Source organism: Olivibacter jilunii (assembly GCF_900607235.1).
Lineage (GTDB): Bacteria > Bacteroidota > Bacteroidia > Sphingobacteriales > Sphingobacteriaceae > Olivibacter > Olivibacter oleidegradans.
The window spans coordinates 26,581-45,992 of record NZ_LR027861.1; the positions used below are offsets into that span (position 1 = coordinate 26,581).

The 19,412-nt window shown below is 43.4% G+C and carries 12 protein-coding genes; 5 read left to right on the forward strand and 7 right to left on the reverse strand.

All coding sequences use genetic code 11. From position 1 onward, the window contains the following. Window positions 1–155 precede the first annotated feature (155 nt). The 3 genes from E0E36_RS26605 (at window position 156) to E0E36_RS26615 (ending at window position 4,731) form a co-directional block, all read left to right on the forward strand. Window positions 156–1,190 (forward strand): LLM class flavin-dependent oxidoreductase, encoded by a 1,035-nt coding sequence (locus E0E36_RS26605; RefSeq protein ID WP_130858459.1) that lies wholly within the window; start codon window positions 156–158, stop codon window positions 1,188–1,190. Window positions 1,191–1,444: 254 nt separating this feature from the next. Next, entirely contained in the window at window positions 1,445–2,377 is a 933-nt protein-coding gene (locus E0E36_RS26610; RefSeq protein ID WP_130858460.1) for an endonuclease/exonuclease/phosphatase family protein, read from the forward strand. Between the two features lie 41 nt (window positions 2,378–2,418). Further along, window positions 2,419–4,731 (forward strand): GH92 family glycosyl hydrolase, encoded by a 2,313-nt coding sequence (locus E0E36_RS26615; protein WP_130858461.1) that lies wholly within the window; start codon window positions 2,419–2,421, stop codon window positions 4,729–4,731. Between the two features lie 50 nt (window positions 4,732–4,781). Here the strand turns inward: E0E36_RS26615 and E0E36_RS26620 are convergent, their stop codons facing one another. From E0E36_RS26620 to E0E36_RS26630, 3 genes are read right to left on the reverse strand one after another with little or no spacing between them, the layout of a single operon-like run. Next, on the reverse strand, window positions 4,782–5,141 hold the full coding sequence (locus E0E36_RS26620; protein ID WP_013667789.1) for a hypothetical protein: 360 nt from the start codon (window positions 5,139–5,141) through the stop codon (window positions 4,782–4,784). A 46-nt stretch (window positions 5,142–5,187) separates the two neighbouring features. Next, entirely contained in the window at window positions 5,188–5,616 is a 429-nt protein-coding gene (locus E0E36_RS26625) for a nuclear transport factor 2 family protein (protein WP_130858462.1), read from the reverse strand. Window positions 5,617–5,621: 5 nt separating this feature from the next. After that, the gene (locus E0E36_RS26630; RefSeq protein ID WP_130858463.1) at window positions 5,622–6,023 is read right to left on the reverse strand and encodes a hypothetical protein; all 402 of its coding nucleotides are present in this window, start codon (window positions 6,021–6,023) and stop codon (window positions 5,622–5,624) included. A 74-nt stretch (window positions 6,024–6,097) separates the two neighbouring features. Here E0E36_RS26630 and E0E36_RS26635 point away from each other — a divergent pair, with 74 nt between their 5' ends. Beyond that, window positions 6,098–7,072, forward strand: a complete 975-nt coding sequence (locus E0E36_RS26635) for an AraC family transcriptional regulator (protein WP_130858464.1) — start codon at window positions 6,098–6,100, stop codon at window positions 7,070–7,072. A gap of 121 nt (window positions 7,073–7,193) precedes the next feature. Beyond that, complete coding sequence (locus E0E36_RS26640; RefSeq protein ID WP_130858465.1) at window positions 7,194–9,473, forward strand: GH92 family glycosyl hydrolase; 2,280 nt, start codon at window positions 7,194–7,196, stop codon at window positions 9,471–9,473. 118 nt (window positions 9,474–9,591) lie between these two features. On the opposite strand, the gene galB is transcribed toward E0E36_RS26640, so the two are convergent. The 4 genes from galB to E0E36_RS26660 are packed head-to-tail and all read right to left on the reverse strand — an operon-like array spanning window position 9,592 to window position 19,200. Then, the gene (gene galB, locus E0E36_RS26645; protein WP_130858466.1) at window positions 9,592–12,027 is read right to left on the reverse strand and encodes a beta-galactosidase GalB; all 2,436 of its coding nucleotides are present in this window, start codon (window positions 12,025–12,027) and stop codon (window positions 9,592–9,594) included. A gap of 11 nt (window positions 12,028–12,038) precedes the next feature. Then, the gene (locus tag E0E36_RS26650) at window positions 12,039–14,579 is read right to left on the reverse strand and encodes a glycoside hydrolase 5 family protein (protein WP_130858467.1); all 2,541 of its coding nucleotides are present in this window, start codon (window positions 14,577–14,579) and stop codon (window positions 12,039–12,041) included. 1 nt (window position 14,580) lies between these two features. Continuing rightward, complete coding sequence (locus tag E0E36_RS26655) at window positions 14,581–16,080, reverse strand: RagB/SusD family nutrient uptake outer membrane protein (RefSeq protein WP_130858468.1); 1,500 nt, start codon at window positions 16,078–16,080, stop codon at window positions 14,581–14,583. An 18-nt stretch (window positions 16,081–16,098) separates the two neighbouring features. Further along, window positions 16,099–19,200: a SusC/RagA family TonB-linked outer membrane protein gene (locus E0E36_RS26660; protein ID WP_207303819.1), complete on the reverse strand. Its 3,102-nt coding sequence runs from the start codon at window positions 19,198–19,200 to the stop codon at window positions 16,099–16,101. Window positions 19,201–19,412 lie beyond the last annotated feature (212 nt).

Sequence of the window (19,412 nt, forward strand, 5' to 3'; positions counted from 1 at the left end):
GCAAGAATCTATAAACTTATTATCCTACATCAAGAACAGACAATAAACGAGTTCTTACCTTTGATTACAATTAACAGTAAAGCCCTTAATGACGGCAATACCTTACAAAGGGTACCCTTAAGGCGATTACTTTTAGGAAATTACGAAAAATTACTATGGAATTAGGTTTAAGCATGTTTGGCGATTTATCGTATAATCACGATACAAAGACCTTTCAATCCGCTCAGGAGCGGATTAAAGAAATACTGGAAGAAATAAAATTGGCAGATGAAGTCGGACTAGATGTTTTCGGCATTGGCGAGCACCACCGCCCTGATTTCGCTGTTTCCAGTCCGGAGATTATACTGGCTGCGGCAGCTGGTATGACTAAACAGATTAAACTGACCAGTTCGGTAACGGTACTCAGTTCAACGGATCCTGTCCGCACCTATCAGAATTTTTCCAGTGTGGATTTGATATCAAACGGTCGGGCCGAAATTACAGTCGGACGAGGTAGTTTCACCGAATCCTTCCCTCTGTTTGGATATAACCTAGGCGATTACAATGGTCTGTTTGCGGAAAAATTAGATCTCTTACTTGCTATTAATAAAAACGAAGTGATTACTTGGAAAGGCCGATTCCGCGCACCTTTGGAAGAACAACAGGTACTACCCCGCGCTACCGGAAAGGGCTTGGATATTTGGGTTGCCGTTGGAGGTACTCCTCAATCGGTCATGAGAGCAGGTCGGTTAGGACTGCCATTAATCATCGCCATTATCGGTGGCATGCCGATACAATTTAAACCTTTTTTTGAATTGTATAAACAGGAATACATAAAGGCTGGTCATGATCCGGCAAAAATGCGGATCGCTACGCATTCACATGGACTGATTGGCACGCATGGTCAAGAGCTAGCCGATCGTTATTTCCCTTTATATGCTGAGCAAATGAATCGCATCGGGAAAGACCGCGGCTGGGCACCGTATACAAAAGAGCAGTTTGAAGGTGGCCGAAGCCGTGATGGTGCCCTTTTTATCGGCGATGTCAATCAGGTGGTGGATAAAATACTTTATCACCAGGAACTTTTTGGCTTGACCCGCTTTCTGCTACATGCCGATGTGGGTGCCCCTCCGCATAAAGAATTGATGACAACCATTGAATTGTTAGGTACCAAAGTAGCGCCGGCAGTGCGAAAAGCGCTGGGTAAATAAAACTTACTCAGGCTAAAGATCGTTTACGTAAGCTGAAACAATGCCTGAAAAATTCCGATTGTGCTTAAACAACATGTAAAGACAAAAATACATAGTAAACTTTATTTTCGCGCCAAAAAGCTTAGTTTTGTAGGAGCCATTGACTTAGTATAACCAGGTAGCCGTTCCCGTCTTTCTCCATTTTCAAATTCGGTAACTAAAACACTGATTACGCTAAATCAATTTAGCTTTATTAAAACTAAAACAAACGATCAATGTATTTACTAAAGAAAAAAAGCTTGCTTTTGCTAATCTGTCTTAGCTTACTCTCCTCTTCTCTATTTGCACAACGTTTTTACGTGGCTACTTATAATATTCGAAATGATAATAACAAAGAGGATGCTGCACGTGGCGATGGCTGGAAACAACGTTATCCCATTATCGCCGACTTAATTCGGTTTCATGAATTTGATATCTTTGGCACACAGGAAGGCTTATATCATCAACTGGAAGACCTGAAAAGCAGCTTACCTAATTATAACTATACCGGTGTAGGACGTGATGACGGAAAGCAGGCAGGCGAATACTCCGCGATATTTTATAATATGGAAAAATTTGATTTGCTAGATCACGGAGATTTTTGGCTTTCCACGCAAACAGACTATCCTAATAAGGGCTGGGACGCTGTTCTTCCTCGGATTTGTAGCTGGGCCAAGCTGCAAGTAAAAGCAAATGGGAAAACGCTCTACTTTTTTAACGTGCATTTTGATCATGTGGGTACGACTGCCAGAAAGGAAAGTGCGAAACTTATTCTGAGTAAGGTCAAAGAATTGGCAGGAAATCACACCGCCATTCTTACCGGCGACTTTAACGTCGATCAGCATAGCGACAGTTATCAAGTATTGGAGCAATCTCATATTTTACAAGATGCTTTTGAGGCGGCTCCTTTCAGATACGTAACGAACGGCACTTTCAATAACTTCAATCCAAATAGTAAAACGGACAGTCGCATCGATCACATTTTCTTAACAACAGACTTTAAAGTTCATAAATATGGCATTCTGACCGACACTTATCGCTCGATGCTACAAAATCCGCAAGATGCCTATCAATCGGGTAATTTCCCTAAAGAAGTGCGGTTAACAGATCATCGTGCACGTGTACCTTCAGATCATTTTCCGGTCATGATCAGTCTTGACATGCCTTAATCTTCTCCTCTACTATTTGTGCTATCTGAAAAAACTAAAAAATGAAATTGAAAGCCCACTTTAAAACGACTTTTATTGTTACAGCCCTGCTCTTTACGCGCACATTCATTATGGGCCAAGAAAACACTGATCCTGTTTCATATGTGAACACATTGGTTGGTACGCAATCCAAATTCGAGCTCTCTACCGGCAATACCTATCCCGCCATTGCTCTGCCCTGGGGCATGAACTTTTGGGTTCCGCAAACCGGTAAAATGGGCGATGGATGGGTTTACACCTATACAGCTGACAAGATAAAGGGTTTTAAACAGACTCATCAACCAAGTCCTTGGATGAACGACTATGGACAATTCTCCTTGATGCCATTAACGGACAAACCGGTATTCGACGAAGACGAGCGTGCCAGTTGGTTTTCCCATAAAGCGGAGATCGCAAAGCCTTATTATTATAAGGTGTATTTAGCGGATCACGATGTGGTCACCGAAATTACGCCGACCGAAAGGGCGGCCATGTTTCGGTTCACATTCCCTGAAACGAAAAACGCCTATGTAACTATCGACGCTTTTGATAAAGGCTCTTATGTTAAGGTTATACCCGAGGAACGCAAAATAATCGGGTACACCACACGCAACAGTGGCGGAGTGCCCGACAACTTCAAAAATTATTTCGTTATTGTTTTCGATAAGGATTTTACTTATCAGGCAACGGTTGATCAAAAGCGCATTCAAGAGAAACCTTTGGAAGTACAAGCAGATCATAGCGGGGCTATTATTGGTTTTGCTACCGCTAAAGGCGAACAAGTACATGCACGGGTTGCTTCCTCTTTCATAAGCTTTGAACAGGCGGCTATCAACCTGAAAGAACTGGGTGCCGACAATTTTGATCAACTTGCATCAAGGGGAAAAGAGGTATGGAACAAAACGCTCGGTAAGATTGAAATTGCCGATGAAAACATCAATAACCTACGTACTTTTTACTCTTGTCTGTACCGTTCGGTTCTCTTCCCAAGGAGCTTTTATGAAATAAACGCCGAAGGGAAAATCGTTCATTATAGTCCATACAATGGAAAGGTTTTGCCAGGCTATATGTTTACGGATACCGGATTTTGGGACACCTTCCGTTCTTTATTTCCATTCCTTAATCTCTTATATCCTTCAATGAATGTGAAAATGCAAGAAGGGTTGGTAAATGCCTATAAAGAGAGTGGTTTCTTACCCGAATGGGCCAGTCCGGGACACCGCGACATTATGGTAGGCAACAACTCCGCTTCTGTAGTAGCAGATGCCTATATTAAAGGTCTAAAGGGTTATGACATCGAAACCCTATGGGAGGCATTAAAACATGGCGCTAATAACGTGCACCCCACAGTCTCCGCATCCGGACGTAAAGGTTATCAAGAATACAATCAATACGGCTATATCCCCAATGATCTAGACATTAATCAGAACGTTGCCCGTACCCTGGAATATGCGTATGACGACTGGGCAATCTATACCTTAGGAAAAAAACTTAACAAGCCGCAAAAAGAAATAGCCATCTATGCAAAAAGGGCCATGAATTATAAAAATGTGTTCGACATTCACTACAAGCTGATGCGTGGCCGAAAAGCGGATGGCAGCTTTTCCGGCGCATTTAAGGGCACTGATTGGAGCCGAGATTTTACGGAAGGAAATAGTTGGCATTACAGCTGGTCGGTCTTCCATGACCCGCAGGGCTTGATTGACCTAATGGGCGGTAATGGCGCTTTTACCAAAATGCTCGACTCGGTTTTTATTATTCCAGGTGCTGAAGGTATGAAAAGCCGCTCCATGATACATGAAATGCGGGAAATGCAAGTGATGAATATGGGGCAGTATGCTCATGGAAACCAACCGATTCAGCATATGATCTACTTATATAACTATGCAGCTGAGCCATGGAAAACACAGTATTGGGCTCGGGAGGTTATGGATAAGCTTTATGCCGCTGGTCCGGACGGCTATTGTGGAGATGAAGACAATGGTCAGACTTCCGCTTGGTATGTCTTCTCAGCGCTCGGATTTTATCCGGTATGTCCTGGAACCGACCAATATGTTATTGGCTCACCTTTATTTAAGGTGGTTAAACTGCATTTAGAGAATGGTAAGCAAGTAACCATTAAGGCACCTAGGAACAGCAGCGATCACCGCTACATTAATCGCGTTGAATTGAACGGTAAAGCTTATGGTAAGAATTATTTTCTACACAGTGATTTACAGGGTGGAGCGAATATTGTCTATCAAATGGAAAAAACACCCAACAAAGAAAGAGGTATAGCACCAACCAACGCACCTTATTCTTTCAGTAAGGAAATAGAAAAGACCTTAGAGAAATAAGAAACATCAAAGGAAGTCTCCTAGGTAGGCTTCCTTTGATGTTTTGTTTCCTATCGCTCCAATTCTAGCTCATCTGGATCTATTTGTCCCCTATGAGACACAACCTCCTTATGTAAGTGGTATTTTAATTGACCTTTTACATGCATTGTGTTCACCTTTGCCAGCTCGTGAAGTTTTACCAAAACATCATTGCTGTATTGCTTTGCGTCATCAATAGATAAGGAAGGATTGAACTCGATCAACTTATTGGCGATGTCTTCCACAGTCCCCTCCATCATATACCCTAAGGTATAAATTACCTGATCCACCACAGGTGCATTTGAATCAAAATTAGCAGGTATTTTCAATGGTTCTGCCATATCTTTATAGTCATCAAAAGATAAGGATACTGTCTTGCTTGATTTTTCCATAGCTGTTCATATTATTATAATATAACCCATAATGCTGAATAGTGTTTTAGTTACTGCCACCAAGCGCCTCTGATACAGCATAACTATCTTCCAGTAGGCGGTATTGACTTATCAACCCTTCTTGTACTCTTATCAGAATAGAGAAAAGTGAATCAACGACCTGATCAGTAGGCAGCATTTTCGTAGAGAATTCGCCTACAACAATCGCTACTTCATCGTCAACAAACAGATACTGAATCGAGGCTGTCAGTGGTTTCGTATTCGACCATAGATCCTCGAAAAACATACGTATCTCTGACTTGGCACTCCTTTTACCCAACCAGCTAGCACGACTAAAATTACCGGGAATATACCAATCCACCGATTCAGCAAACAGTCTCATGATTTTCGTTAAATCTCTATTGGCCAAAGCCTCCATGTAATTGTATACCACATCTCTTGTTTGCGCGCTTTGAGCAGTTGCTATCGTTTTCATATGTTTTATGTATTAACTAATTTTTTTGTATTTGATGAGCCCTCTCGGAGATAGCGATGCTGCAAATATGCCATGAGTGCTACCCAAATAGCTACCAGACTAACTGCTAGATTCCCAACAGGCGACAGACGAAAGGCATCGGTTATCAAAATCAGGACACTGACTAATACCCAAATGATATCAAGTGTAATAACGAGCTTTACACCTTGTGGCTTTGCTTGACTTCGACGGCTCGCGTAGTAAACCAAGCAGGCAAAAGCTACTAAAAAGGCACCCACTGCAACGAGCGGAATCCCATTTGATACTTTAAAAAGCTCAGCAATATTTTCGGATAAAACAATTAATAACAAACCCGTTGCACCTGAGCTTAGTGCATTCACAAACATTACTTTTTTTAATCTTTCCATAGCTGTTTTTTTTTATCAAAATTATCTTTCATTGCTAAGGAAAAATTGATATTTTGCGACAATCTGAAAACAACATGCAAATCCTCGCGGTACATCTACAGGCTTTTATTAATTACTTATCTATCCGTCAGCATGGAAAAAACCTGCTAGATAACGATCGTTTACCAACCTCGCTATCTACCCATCTGCATGATGGACATACCGTTATTTCGACCGATTTGTTCTATGATATCCTTGATCAGGTAAGACTGCAATTACAAGATGAGTATCTTGGACTGCGCGTTGGTAGTTTCCTTAACTTAAACGCATTAGGCCTCATTTATCAGATATCTTTGCAAGCAACCAGTGTAGAAGAAGGACTGTATTATTTACGCAACTTTGTCGACGCCACTTTACCCATTGTCCAACTAGACAGCAGACTTTCTCAAGGAAGATATACGATTCAGCTTTCCATTAAAGATGGCCCGAATCATCTTAGCCAGATCGTACTGGAGTGTGTACAAACGATTATTATGAAAGAGCTTCGGATGATGTGCGTAGAAGGTATCGAGATTCAGGCGCGCTCGCCCTATTACGACAGCCACTATCCGGAAGACTTCACCTATGGGAAACACCACGAAATCGAATTCGAGAACATCGTGTTAAAGTCGACAATCAGAAGCTATCGTAAGCATTGTTTAGATTACCTGGTTCCTCAATACTTACAATTCATTGAGCGAATCAAAATGGATGACGAGACCTTTGCCAATAAAGTAAAAATTGCGGCACTGAATCTAGCTACACCAGCCCTTCCCAAGTTAGAACAGGTTGCAGAAAATTTTAATCTCAGCCCGCGTACATTTCAGCGCATTTTAGCAAAAGAGCAATTAAGCTTCCGGATGCTGACAGATAGTTTAAATAAAGAACTTGCTTTGCTTTTATTACGACACGATGGCTATGCCATCGCTGACATTGGCTACCTACTAGGCTATGCTGAACCCGCCTCTTTCTTGCACAGTTTTAAAAAATGGTATGGACAAGCACCCGGTGCCATTAAACGGCAACTATAAAAATCTCTTTAATTACTGCTAAAACATATTAGTAATTTCAAAAACAAAATACTAAGCTTATATTTACGGCAAATAAGTTTATACCTTTTGGCTTAAGGTACATAGTCAACACTTTACAATCATGAAACGACCAACTATTTTAACCATTTTACTTTCAGTGGTATTTGCGACTAAACTTTTTGCGCAAACAGCAAAAGATCCGGTCGACTATATTAATCCTTATATCGGAAATATCAGTCATCTGCTTGTTCCAACTTATCCGACGGTCCATTTACCTAACAGTCTTTTGCGTATCTATCCGGAGCGCGAAAATTTCACGGGAAACGTACTGAGGGGCTTACCGCTTATTGTAACCAGTCATCGGGGAAGTTCCGCGTTTAATTTAAGTCCTTTTCAAGGAGTGGTAAAAGATATCAAGCATGTACTTCCCTTGAGCTACGACAATGAAGTAATCAAACCTTATTTCTATAGTGTAGACCTTGATGAACAGAATGTTGCGGTACAATATGCTCCTTCGCATCAATCCGGTATTTATGAGCTTCATTTCAATCACCCGGAGAAAGACACCTATTTGATTTTCAACACCCGAAATGGTGAACTATCTCATGACAACCGGCATATCAGTGGATACCAGAATTTAGATAAACAGACCAAGGTATATATCTACTTGGAAACGGATGTGCAGCCTATTGTTATTGGAACAAATCAAGGTGATAAGGTCGGCACAAACGATAAAAGCACAAAGGGCGAAGATGCCTATTTTATCGTACAATATCCTAAAGGCACCACTAAAATAAAGCTACGTTATGGTGTATCCTTTATCAGTACGGAGCAGGCAAAAAGAAATCTTCGTAGGGAGATTAGGGATTTTGATTTAGCGACGATTTCAAAAAGGGGGCGCGACATTTGGAATCAGACATTGAACAAAATAAAAGTTACCGGCACCGATGAGGATGCAAAAACTGTCTTCTATACGTCTTTGTATCGGACTTACGAAAGGATGATCTGCCTTTCTGAAGATGGAAAATATTTCAGTGCTTACGATGGTAAAGTCCATGACGACAAAGGCAGACCCTTTTACACCGACGATTGGATCTGGGACACCTATCGGGCGACCCACCCACTTCGCATATTGATTGAGCCGGAAATGGAGGCAAACATGATTAATTCCTATATTGTTATGACGCAACAAATGCCGCGCGCGTGGATGCCTAATTTTCCCGAGGTTACGGGGGATAGTCGTAGGATGAACTCCAATCATGCAGTGGCGATGGTTGCAGACGCATATAATAAAGGGCTTCGGAATTTTAATTTGGAAGAAGCTTATCGGGTAGCCAAAGCAGCCATCACAGAGAAAACCTTAGCTCCCTGGTCGGCTAAACCAGCAGGCGTACTGGATCAATTCTATAAAGACCACGGCTATTTTCCTTCCTTGGCACCAGGCGAAAAGGAAACCGTACCGGAAGTGCACAGTTGGGAACGCAGGCAGCCCATTGCGGTGACACTCGGCACAGTATATGATGAATGGTGTTTATCGCAAATAGCTAGCAAGCTTGGAAAAACGGATGAAGCCAAATACTTTTCGGAAAGAAGCCTAAACTATCGCAAAGTCTTTAATCCTGAAACAAAATTTTTCCATCCAAAAGATACCTTTGGGGTTTTTATACCTCATATGGATTACCGATTTCCTCCCGGTATTGGTGGCCGCGATGCTTATGATGAAAATACCGGTTATGTTTATCGCTTCGACGTACCTCATAACATTGGTGATCTCGTACAATTAATCGGCGGAAAACAGGCATTTATTGATGCCTTGGAAGATATGTTCAGTACGCCGCTGGGTAAAGGAAGACCCGATTTTTACCATATTTATGCGGATCATAGTGGAAATGTTGGTCAATTTTCAATGGGTAATGAACCCGCCATGCATATCCCCTATCTATACAATTATGCGGGACAACCCTGGCGTTCGCAAAAACGGGTGCGTACATTACTTCAGCAATGGTTCCGCAACGATTTGATGGGCATCCCAGGTGATGAGGATGGTGGAGGCCTTACTTCTTTCGTCGTGTTCTCCCAATTGGGCTTTTATCCCATCACCGCCGGTTTACCCATGTATGTCATCGGAAGTCCAACCTTCGAAAGTGCCACGCTGGACATCGGTGATGGTAAGATATTCAGTGTGGTTTGCGAGAATTATTCACCTGACAACAAATACATCCAGTCAGCAAAACTCAATGGCGTATCCTGGAACAAATCCTGGTTTAGCCATGAAGATTTGATGAAAGGCGGTAAACTTGAACTGGTTATGGGGAAACATCCCAACAAAACCTGGGCCACCGGAGATGACGCCATTCCGCCATCGTTTAAGATGAATGATAAATTAAAAATTAAAAAGTAAAAAAGCTTGCCTCTCGTAGTGATGGCCTACCTGTTGAAAGGCAGGCCATCATTATCACATTAACCACTTCTCTACTCAACGTTTCAACCACTCAACCATCAGCTAATCATCACATTAGCTACTCAACTTCCAAGGCCATCCTTTCACTTTTCAACTGAGCTCCGCTTACCTTCACACGAATTGCCCCCTTCTTCTCCGCAGCTTGTACAATAAAGACCAGCTTTCCATTAAACGTTTTCATTTGCGGGATATGAAAAGGCTCTAAAGACGTTGCGTCTCCATTACAGACGGCCTTAAAGCTACCTGAACCTTCTACCGTAAAAGACAAGGGAACAGCGGCATCCGGGCAGAGATTACCCTCGCTGTCAATCACTTCAACCGTTATAAAAGACAGATCTACTCCATCAGCAATCAATTGATTTCTATCGGCACTTAATCTTAAACCGGTAGGCTTTCCCGCAGTATGTACTTCCCTTTCCTGAGCTATGGCACCGTTTTCATTATAGGCTACTACTTTTAACGTACCTGGTTGGTATACCACCTTGTTCCAACGCAATCGATAACGGTCTAATTTGCTCGCTGGATTTTTCTTGATTCTTCCCTGGCTGACGCCATTCACAAAGAGTTCCGCTTCAGGGAAATCTGTATAGCAATACACGGGGATGATATCGCCTTCCTTGCCTGGCCAAGTCCAATGTGGTAATAGATGCAGGGTGTGCGCTTCTTGATTCCATTTACTACGGTAAAGATAGTAGCGATCTTTTGGTAATCCCGCTAAATCGCAAATTCCGAAATAAGAACTTCTGGAAGGCCAAACCTGATCATAAGGTGTCGGTTCTCCCAGATAATCAAACCCCGTCCATACAAACTCTCCTATTACCCAAGGTTTATCATCTTGCAGTTCCCAATCCTCTTCCGGTAAATTCGACCAACTGCAGCTCTCCAGATCATATGATGAGCTTTGGGCATCCGGATAGGTTTTTTGTTGATAAGGTTGTACCGGATATTTATAAACACCACGCGAACTGACTGTTGAAGCTGTTTCGGAACCCAAAATAAAACCTTGAGGTAGCTTATCGTAAGCAGTTTGATAACGGTGGGTGCGGTAGTTCAATCCCGGCACATCTAAGAGTGCCGCAAAATTGTTGGCAATTGCATTATCTACACGATCCATCCCTATGGTAACAGGCCGTGTCGGGTCTTCGCGATGGCAAATATCCTGCAGGCGCTTAGCTATTCGATTACCTCCGTCCATGCTTTGTTCGGGCACTTCATTGCCAATGCTCCACATCACAATGGACGGATGATTGCGGTGACAGCGAATCAAATTTACTAAATCGCGCTCTGCCCATTGGTCAAAGAAACGATTATAACCGTTTTTACATTTTGCAGCTTTCCACTCGTCAAAGCTCTCGGCCATCACCATCAATCCCAGTTCATCACAAAGCTCCATTTGCCAGGGTGAGGGCATGTTATGAGCCGTGCGAATGGCGTCCGCGCCCATTTCTTTCATAATTAAAAGTTGCCGTTTCAAAGCCGCTTTATTAATGGCGGCACCCAAAGGGCCTAAATCATGGTGCAAGCAAACGCCCTTAATCTTTCTAGATTTTCCGTTTAACATAAAACCACCGTGAGCGTTGACCTTTACCTCACGAATACCGAAGCGAACGGAATCCACATCCACTAATCGATCACCATCATAAAGTTCGATCTTTGCTAAGTACAAAGCTGGGCGCTCGGGCGACCACAATGCAGGTCGCTCCAATATTAGATTTTCCTCTATCGGAATTCCACGCCAAACTAAATTCGCCTCCTTTGTGAGAAGTACATGGCTTTTCTGATCGAGAACGGTTGTTACTGCCCGCAATTTCTTGTTTTGGTGCGCATTCAGTTCTGCCTTTATACTAATTTGTGCTAAACTGTCGGATACCACTGGCGTGGTAACCGATAGGCCCCAGGGCACCACCGCAGTTTCATTTGTAAATAATAGCCGAACAGGCCGATATAAACCTGCTCCCGGATACCAACGCGAAGATTCCGGTTGATTTTCCAACCGAACGGCTAACACATTTTCGCCTTCAACCCCTAAAAAAGGAGTGATATCGAAATGAAAAGAGTTATAGCCATAGGGCCAAAATCCCACTTCCTTTCCGTTGATATAGACCCGTGCTTCGCTCATAGCTCCGTCGAATATAATGCTTGCACGGCGGCCGGCTAAAGATTCTTTCGGCAACGTCGTCCGGTACCATCCTACTCCTATGTAGGGAAGTGCGCCGGTGCGGCCCGTTTTTTCGCTAGGTATCGTTTCACCATTTTGCGTAATGGCTACCGTTTGTTTATCGATTTCTTTATCAAACGGACCAGTGATAGCCCAATCGTGCGGAATATTTATTTTTTGCCAATTTTGATCGTTAAAATCAGGTTGTTCGGCTCCTTTTATATCGCCTCGCTGAAAAGACCATCCTTTATTTAAATAAATTTCTTTTCGTACCTGAGCCGACAACAGGCTGACTGCCATCGTCGCCCATAGGGTAACCGCCATACGCTTCTTCATGAATAAAATCGTTACTCTAACCAAATAGCCTCTAAGTATAATCCCAGCGACTTGTTCAACAATAAGTTATCTCTTTCGATATAGATTTGCAATTTATCTATTTTTTGGATATCGAGCATCTTTTCCAAACTACTTAAAAACCATTGCGGCAAAAATCCAGGATACGGGCGAGGTAAAAGAAAGGTCTTTCCCTGCTGAAGTAAATCGAGTGGAATCCGAATCAGTGAATCGGTTGATTTCAGTGTTATCTCTTTCGAGAAACATTGCCCATCGGAGTCAATTAAGCCGATACTGATCGGTAATGCGGCAATCCCTTCCATTCCTCCTCTGATTATCAATTCCCTTGCTCCAAACACATTCGTTAGTCGGGCAGGCTGAATAGGAAGTTGTAAAGCAAACCCGGGTAATGCGTCTGCGTCCCGTAAGGTTACGTTTAAGACGAATGCACTCGACCTAGGCCGAATAACGTAATCATGACGAATCGACGGATGATGTGATGGAAAAGTAAACACTCGGCGATCATTTTCCGGTCGATACAATAGAGACCAATTACCTTGCTGTAAAATATCGTATGTCCACCATGCTGATGAAAAATCGTCCCAAGCCTTTGGCTCTCCCTTATAATTATCAGGAAAGCGCTGGCGAGTACTTCCATTTTTTATCCATACGCGATAGTTGAGTCGGCCTGCCCTTCGCCACGCTGTAGGGATCGGAGCAGCAAACAATCCTGGCTTTATGCGTAGCATAGGAACCTGCTGTGCAAAGCTGCCCCATCTTTCCATATCCATAAGCAGGCTGTCACCAACTACTTCACCAGCAACATAAACATGTATTAAACTATCCGATCTCAATGTTGGTGGAGCCGGCTTAACGAACAAACCAGTGTATACTGGTTTTGGAGCGGCAAATTCGCGTAGCGATAGAGTTCCCATGGTTGTCGACCGATCTTCTAGCTCAACTCCTTTTCTTGTTAGGAGATAAGTTCCAGGACCAAGGACGACAGTGCCGTGCTTAGCTACTTCCGAAACCGTATTTCCTTCATTCAATCCATGTATCTGAAAATCAGCTCCCAGATCGGTTAAATTAATTTTTAGTTGATGAAAGTTCCAAGTTACCCGATTGACCTCTTTTTTCAAAGAGGGAGTTTCAAATGGATCGGAAAGTGCTATTACATCAGGCATCAGTTCCAAACGCCAGACACCATTTTCAAGCTTATCCAAAAAATAAGCCCCCGTTCCGGGAAAGTCGATTACCGGCGAAGAGCCAACGCCTGCAAGATGTCTCAAGGAGGTTGGATCGACGGGTCGCTCTTCCGTTGTCGTGGTATAATAAAAAGCCGTGTCGGTGTTCATTAAACTCAGTTGTTTCAAATAATCTAGCTTAAATGGACCAAAAGAGGCGCTTTGAGGATACTTACCATAATGACCACCCGAAGGTAAACTTCTAAATACGTACCCCGCTATTAACAAGCTAATGGCTTTCGCTGGTGTATATGCCAGGTTTAAATAATGGGTTTGATATTCGGTATTTGCATAAGCAATGGCTAGCGGATCGTAAGCAAACTGTGTGGCCCATTGAAAGCCCGCCTCGCGGAAACTACGGGCCATAGCAGGAAACAAAATCGGCTGGACCTGGTCCGCGGCATCGAACTCATAAACCATTTTTGGCTTTTTTAGAAATCCCGGGATTGTATCGAAAGGAATTGTATAACGATCGACATGTGGCAAAAAATTCCCTTGAAGGCTACCTCCCGCCACCAAACCCACGGGATACCATTGAAAGCTAAAACCATCGGCGGCTGAACGGGCAACTGCAGCTGCTTTACTCGGGTTTTGACTTATATTATAAAAAATCGGTTTCTTCCAACCCGTCTTTTTTATCACCTGTTTTAAGGTATTAATGTAGGTAGTAATTTGTTGTTCGTCTCCACCGTGATCTGGTTCATTATTGATTTCAGCAGCCACTATATTAGGGTCTTCTCCATAGGTCAAACCCGTATACGGATTTTTATGGGAGAAAAACTGTTGCAAATAGCGCTCTTGCGCTTTAATAGCTTCTTTATTCGTTGTGGAAGCCGCTTTTCCGTAATAGGCAGAAAAACCGGGAAGCTTTTCGTCCCGTTCAGGATAACCATTTCCCCAAAAAGCGATGGGCGTAATGAGCGCATAAATCCCCCTACGTTTTAGTTCGGCCAAGAGAAAATCAAATAATCGCAAGTGCTCATTTGCCATTAAATTACCTTCCCGATCGCTGATTTCAACGTCCCATACATGTACGCGAAAGGCATTGAGACCCAGACGTGATAAGTGGTAAACGTCTTGCCGAATAGCTGCCTCCAAATCGATCCCAAGCTGTTTATGAGCTCGGTAAGCATGTGCAAAAGGTGTTGTATAGTTAACTCCGAAAAAGCGAGCCTCCTTTCCCGAGGTCTTCCAACGCATTATTCCTTGCTTATCCACGACCAAAACACTCGTGTTGTCATGTGACTGGCCCTTTGCAGACGATATCAACAACAGAACCATTGCGATATGGAAATATTTCTTAACATTCATATCAATAGCCGGTTGTTTGCGTTAAAGTTCCTCCACTTACATCTAAGGCATATTGCGGCACAGGAAAGAGCTCGCCACTCGGTGTTTTCCCTACTTCCTGTAGTGAAGACACCCATTTACCATGTCGGATAAGATCCATCTTACGTACGCCTTCCAAGTACAGGTCCCAAGCTCGTTCCTGCAAGATCGCATCATTTAGTTGTGCTTGGTTTAAATCATTAGACAAAGGCTCTAATCCCGCGTGCTTGGCGCGCACTTCATTTACTAAATTGAAGGCTTCAGCAGTAGGACCTTGCTGCTGATTAATGGCTTCTGCTAGCATTAATAATACATCGGCGTAACGTAACAAGGGGATATCATTGCCCTGTACATCGGCACCGGGACTCGACTCGTCCGGATATTTTTTTAGTACCGGCCCGCGCATATTGCTGCGATTTCTCTCCCTTCCATCTTTGGCCGTATAAGAAGGAACCATTAATGTCCGCCGCTTATCAGCCGGATCAAAAGAATCATAGAATTGCCAAGTCGGACAAAACACCCCATTCGGATTAGCCCACCCGCCACTTATTTTCGTACTTTGAAAATCGCCCGGCAAGCAATACATAGCGTAGGCATTAAAATTACCACCAAAGTTGCCACTGGTAGGAGCCGTCGGGTCAACACTGATGGCATAAATTGTTTCATTGTTCCGTTCGGTACCTTCACGGAATAGGCTGGCATAGTCGTCCACCAGTGCATAACCCATCCCCATCATTTCTCGTCCTACTGCTTCAGCTCGCTGCCAGTTTTTTTCGTTTAAATAAAGTCGCATAAGGTACCCCATGGCTAAGCCCTTATTGAAGCGCCCGTATTCAGTTGGACTTTGTACCAAATGATCGGCCGCGAACTGCAAATCACTTTCAATGCTTGCAACAAAAGCTTCTCTCGATAACCTCGTTAAATCTTTTTCAGCTTCGGTATTAATTTTCTCCGGATCGAGAATGACCGGTAAAGGGCCATACATATGCAAGAGGTAATACATAGCCATTCCACGTCCCATACGTGCCTCTGCGCTGAAGCGGTTTTTAGCCTCTTCACTTATTGAGGACGTGGCGATATCCTTTAATACTTGCGTCATACCGGTTACATACCGGACCTTTTCAAAATGGCTGGTTTTGTCTTGCGTCCGTAAGAAAGTAAAATTGGCGCGACTGAAAAACTCCCAAAACCCACCCCACTCTGAAAAGGTGTTAAAGAGATCGGTAGATAAATCAAACATTGCCAAATGCCCATATTCCGGACTGAAAAACATGTTCTGGTAAGCAACATCGTTATAACCCCATTTAGAACCAAAGGGTTTATAGGCTTGCAGCGTATAAAGGTTAAAGTCGGCTTCCGTGCGCGGAAAGTTATCAGGTGAAAGCACCCCGGTAATAACCGGGTCAAAATTCTTTTTACAGGCACTAAGGGATATAACCAAAAGTAGCAGGCTGTAAAGGGTATATTTATTGAAGGTTGTCATATTATTTCTATTTTTACATTAAAAACTTGCTCTTAGCCCCAGAGAGATGGTCCGCGCCATGGGATAAGGTGCCGGCCCTCCTTTAATAGATACCGCCTGCACCTCAGGATCAACTCCATCAAAACCGGTGATGATAAAGGCGTTCTGTACATCGGCGTATACGCGAAGCGAATTCATTAATTTACTGATGGCACCTGTTCGGAAGGTATACCCCAGCGTAATATTACGACAGCGTAGGAAGTCGCGCTTAGCCAATCGGGTATCTACACCGGGATCTAAACCTAATGCCGCCTCATTAAAAGCAGCCCCAGGTTGCGTACCGCTTGGGTTGGAAGTACTCCAAGCGTCTTTGATACGCGTGGTTCCGCCTTGTTGATTACCCAACAGATTGACTGGATCGCCCCATAATGTGGTATAGTCATATCCCCAGGCTCCGAATTGTCCGTAAAGAAAGATCCCTAAGTCGAAATTTTTATACGTAAAATTGTTACCAAATCCGACAATCAATTTTGGAATTCCCGAATAACTGACCACATCATCAAAATTTAAGGCACCATCACCATTACTATCCACAAAAATCGGAGAACCGGGCTTTTGTGCATTCTGTGGCTGCCAGGCGGGTACTTCTTGTCCAATTTGCAAAATACCAGCTGTTGGATACACATAAATAATATTGCTGCCCACAGGATCGGTAACGCCTGCATAAGGAGGCGGAGGTTCGTTGGCAAAACGTTCCACCCAACGATTTTGGTAATGTGTTAGGTTCACCACCGAGTTCCAAGTGAAGTTATCACTACTTAGGTTTACCGTGTTTAAGCTAAAATCGAAACCAGTGCGCCTTTGATGCCCGCCATTGACAGGCGAGGTTGAGATAATCGATAATTGAGGCGTCGTAGCGTTGGTTAACAAACGAGTTTTGTTCTCGATAAAGTAATCGAAAGAGCCGTTGATTCTATCCCTGAATAAGCCAAAATCAAAACCGGCATTGAATGTTTTGGTAATAGGCCATTGCAAATTGGGATTCGTAAACGCATTTACGCGGTAAGGAATATACCTTACCGAGCCATTTTCAAATGCAATCGCCGTAGCATCTGGTCCATAAGCGCCGTAAGCTACACTTCCCGGACGCTCACCGGCGGTACCGTAGCTGGTGCGTAATTTGAGCAAACTGATTGCCTCTATCTTTTTTATGAAAGGTTCATTGGAGAATTTATAAGCGAGGGAGGCCGAAGGAAAATTTTGATATTTCTTATCCGGAAAGAACTTATCAGCCCCGTCTCTACGTAAAGAAAGTGACAACACAAAACGATCAGTTAGTTCCACATTACTACGGATAAAAAACGATCGCAACTTATTTTTACCCCGATAAGATCCAATAGTGGGTATGCCAGTCGCAGTGGCCAAGTTATCGGTATTAATCACATCGGGCATATCAAATGCTTCCACGTTAAAACCCGAGAAATCTTCCAGATACTGGCCTACACCGGTCACTGCGTCGATTGCCAACCATTCGTTTAGACGCTTGCGATAAGAAACCGTCGCTTCCATTGTTTGATTTTGCCTACGTGTCTCTGCTAAAGATGCACGCGATCGATAAAGTTGACCCCAGAACACGTTAGAAGGGATAAAGAAATTGCGGAGGGAATTTTCGTCATTATTACCGTAGAGCACCTTCGCTGTCAACTCATTTGGGATCAGTGTAAAATCGAGTGATGTATTGATTGTTAAACCATTAAATTTCGTTTGGTTTTTAATCGTCAATAGGGATACAGGATTACCGGTCACTGCAAAAATGGAATAATTACCATCGGCGTCGTAAATAGGAACCGTTGACGGATAACCTAATGCCGCTTGCAGAGCATTGAAACCTTGCGTACCGGCTCCGCCCGTCTGCCATCCTGCTTGAGGGTTGGCATACTCATTTCTATTGGCATTGACATTAGTATTTAAGCTCAGCCATTTACTAAGCGCAAAAGTAACATTCAACCGGCCGGACCATCGTGTTAAATCGGAATTCTTTACGGTGCCCGTTTGCTTATAGTAATTGGCGGAGGTGTAGTAAGTCACTTTTTCTGTCCCTCCGTTAAGACTTAATTGATGATTATCCACGTTACCATTCCGCAGCACCTGATCAAGCCATCGCGTACCTTCTCCTGCACCATTGATTTGTTCTTGTGTAAAACGGGGCGAATAGGCCCTCAGGTCCGGCGTACCTTGTCCAAAGGGTTCCATATTATTGTCTGACAAATACTTATCAACGCTCAGCTGATTATGATACACCATATAGTCCCTTGCATTCAAAGGCTCCAAGTATTTCATGTTATTGACAAAGGAATGGTTGGCATCATAGCTAATATTCATACGCCCAGCCTTGCCTTTTTTCGTAGTAATGTACATGACCCCATTAGCGGCAGAAACACCATAAATAGCCGCACTGGCATCTTTCAGAATTTCAATCGATTCAATGTCGTTGGGATTCAGACCCGCTAATGGACCGCGATCAACGCCTTGAATCTCTACTGACCCGTTATCCGGTTCCAGCGCATTATTCGGAAACACAACACCGTCCACCACAATAAGGGGTGTTCCCTTTCCGCGGATGGAGACATTAATATTACCGCCAGGTTGTGAACTCTGTTGATTTACCTGCAGACCCGCTGCCCGGCCAAATAACAGTTCCGGAACAGAGCTATTAGCTGCTGTCGGAATTTTCTTCGGATCGATTTTCGAGACGGAAGTGGTTAGATTTTCTTTTGTCGTGGTGCCATACCCGACCACTACCACTTCATCCAACGCGTTCTCTTCTTCTACTAAGGTCAGATTAATCACGTTTCCTGTCACCTTGATACGCTGTTCTTGATAACCCACCGCCTTTATCAGTAGGCTAGCATTGGAAGGCACGCTCAGGCTGTATCGTCCCTCTGCATCGGTAGAGGTGCCAACGGCGGAACCTTGTACAAGAACCGATACCCCGGGAATCGGTTGGCCATCGCTTTGCGCGATGATTTTGCCACTCACTTGTATGTTTTGCTGCGCATGCATCTCGGAGACGAGCATACACAGTGCAAAAAGAAAGCAAGTGAAGTTCTTTAGTTTAAATTGATCATTAAACATCTTCATAGCATGTTTTAATTGGTTAAAATCTTTGTTTGGTTAGTCACATCGCTGCAAATGAAGGGTATTCGACGATTTCTTTTTGTTTCAATCGTACATACTTTTGGTTCGAACATGCATAATAGCATGATACAATTTGTGCGTCGGCTCCTTTAAGCCGACCGCACATTTATTGATGCAAGTCACAGTAAGAAAAGTGTGATACGCTATAGCCAATA

Excerpts from the sequence above, each read along its gene's own strand:
- E0E36_RS26605 (WP_130858459.1), top strand. The coding sequence starts at position 156 with ATGGAATTAGGTTTAAGCATGTTTGGCGATTTATCGTATAATCACGAT.
- E0E36_RS26610 (WP_130858460.1), top strand. The coding sequence starts at position 1,445 with ATGTATTTACTAAAGAAAAAAAGCTTGCTTTTGCTAATCTGTCTTAGC.
- E0E36_RS26615 (WP_130858461.1), top strand. The coding sequence starts at position 2,419 with ATGAAATTGAAAGCCCACTTTAAAACGACTTTTATTGTTACAGCCCTG.
- E0E36_RS26620 (WP_013667789.1), bottom strand. The coding sequence starts at position 5,141 with ATGGAAAAATCAAGCAAGACAGTATCCTTATCTTTTGATGACTATAAA.
- E0E36_RS26625 (WP_130858462.1), bottom strand. The coding sequence starts at position 5,616 with ATGAAAACGATAGCAACTGCTCAAAGCGCGCAAACAAGAGATGTGGTA.
- E0E36_RS26630 (WP_130858463.1), bottom strand. The coding sequence starts at position 6,023 with ATGGAAAGATTAAAAAAAGTAATGTTTGTGAATGCACTAAGCTCAGGT.
- E0E36_RS26635 (WP_130858464.1), top strand. The coding sequence starts at position 6,098 with ATGCAAATCCTCGCGGTACATCTACAGGCTTTTATTAATTACTTATCT.
- E0E36_RS26640 (WP_130858465.1), top strand. The coding sequence starts at position 7,194 with ATGAAACGACCAACTATTTTAACCATTTTACTTTCAGTGGTATTTGCG.
- galB (WP_130858466.1), bottom strand. The coding sequence starts at position 12,027 with ATGAAGAAGCGTATGGCGGTTACCCTATGGGCGACGATGGCAGTCAGC.
- E0E36_RS26650 (WP_130858467.1), bottom strand. The coding sequence starts at position 14,579 with ATGAATGTTAAGAAATATTTCCATATCGCAATGGTTCTGTTGTTGATA.
- E0E36_RS26655 (WP_130858468.1), bottom strand. The coding sequence starts at position 16,080 with ATGACAACCTTCAATAAATATACCCTTTACAGCCTGCTACTTTTGGTT.
- E0E36_RS26660 (WP_207303819.1), bottom strand. The coding sequence starts at position 19,200 with ATGAAGATGTTTAATGATCAATTTAAACTAAAGAACTTCACTTGCTTT.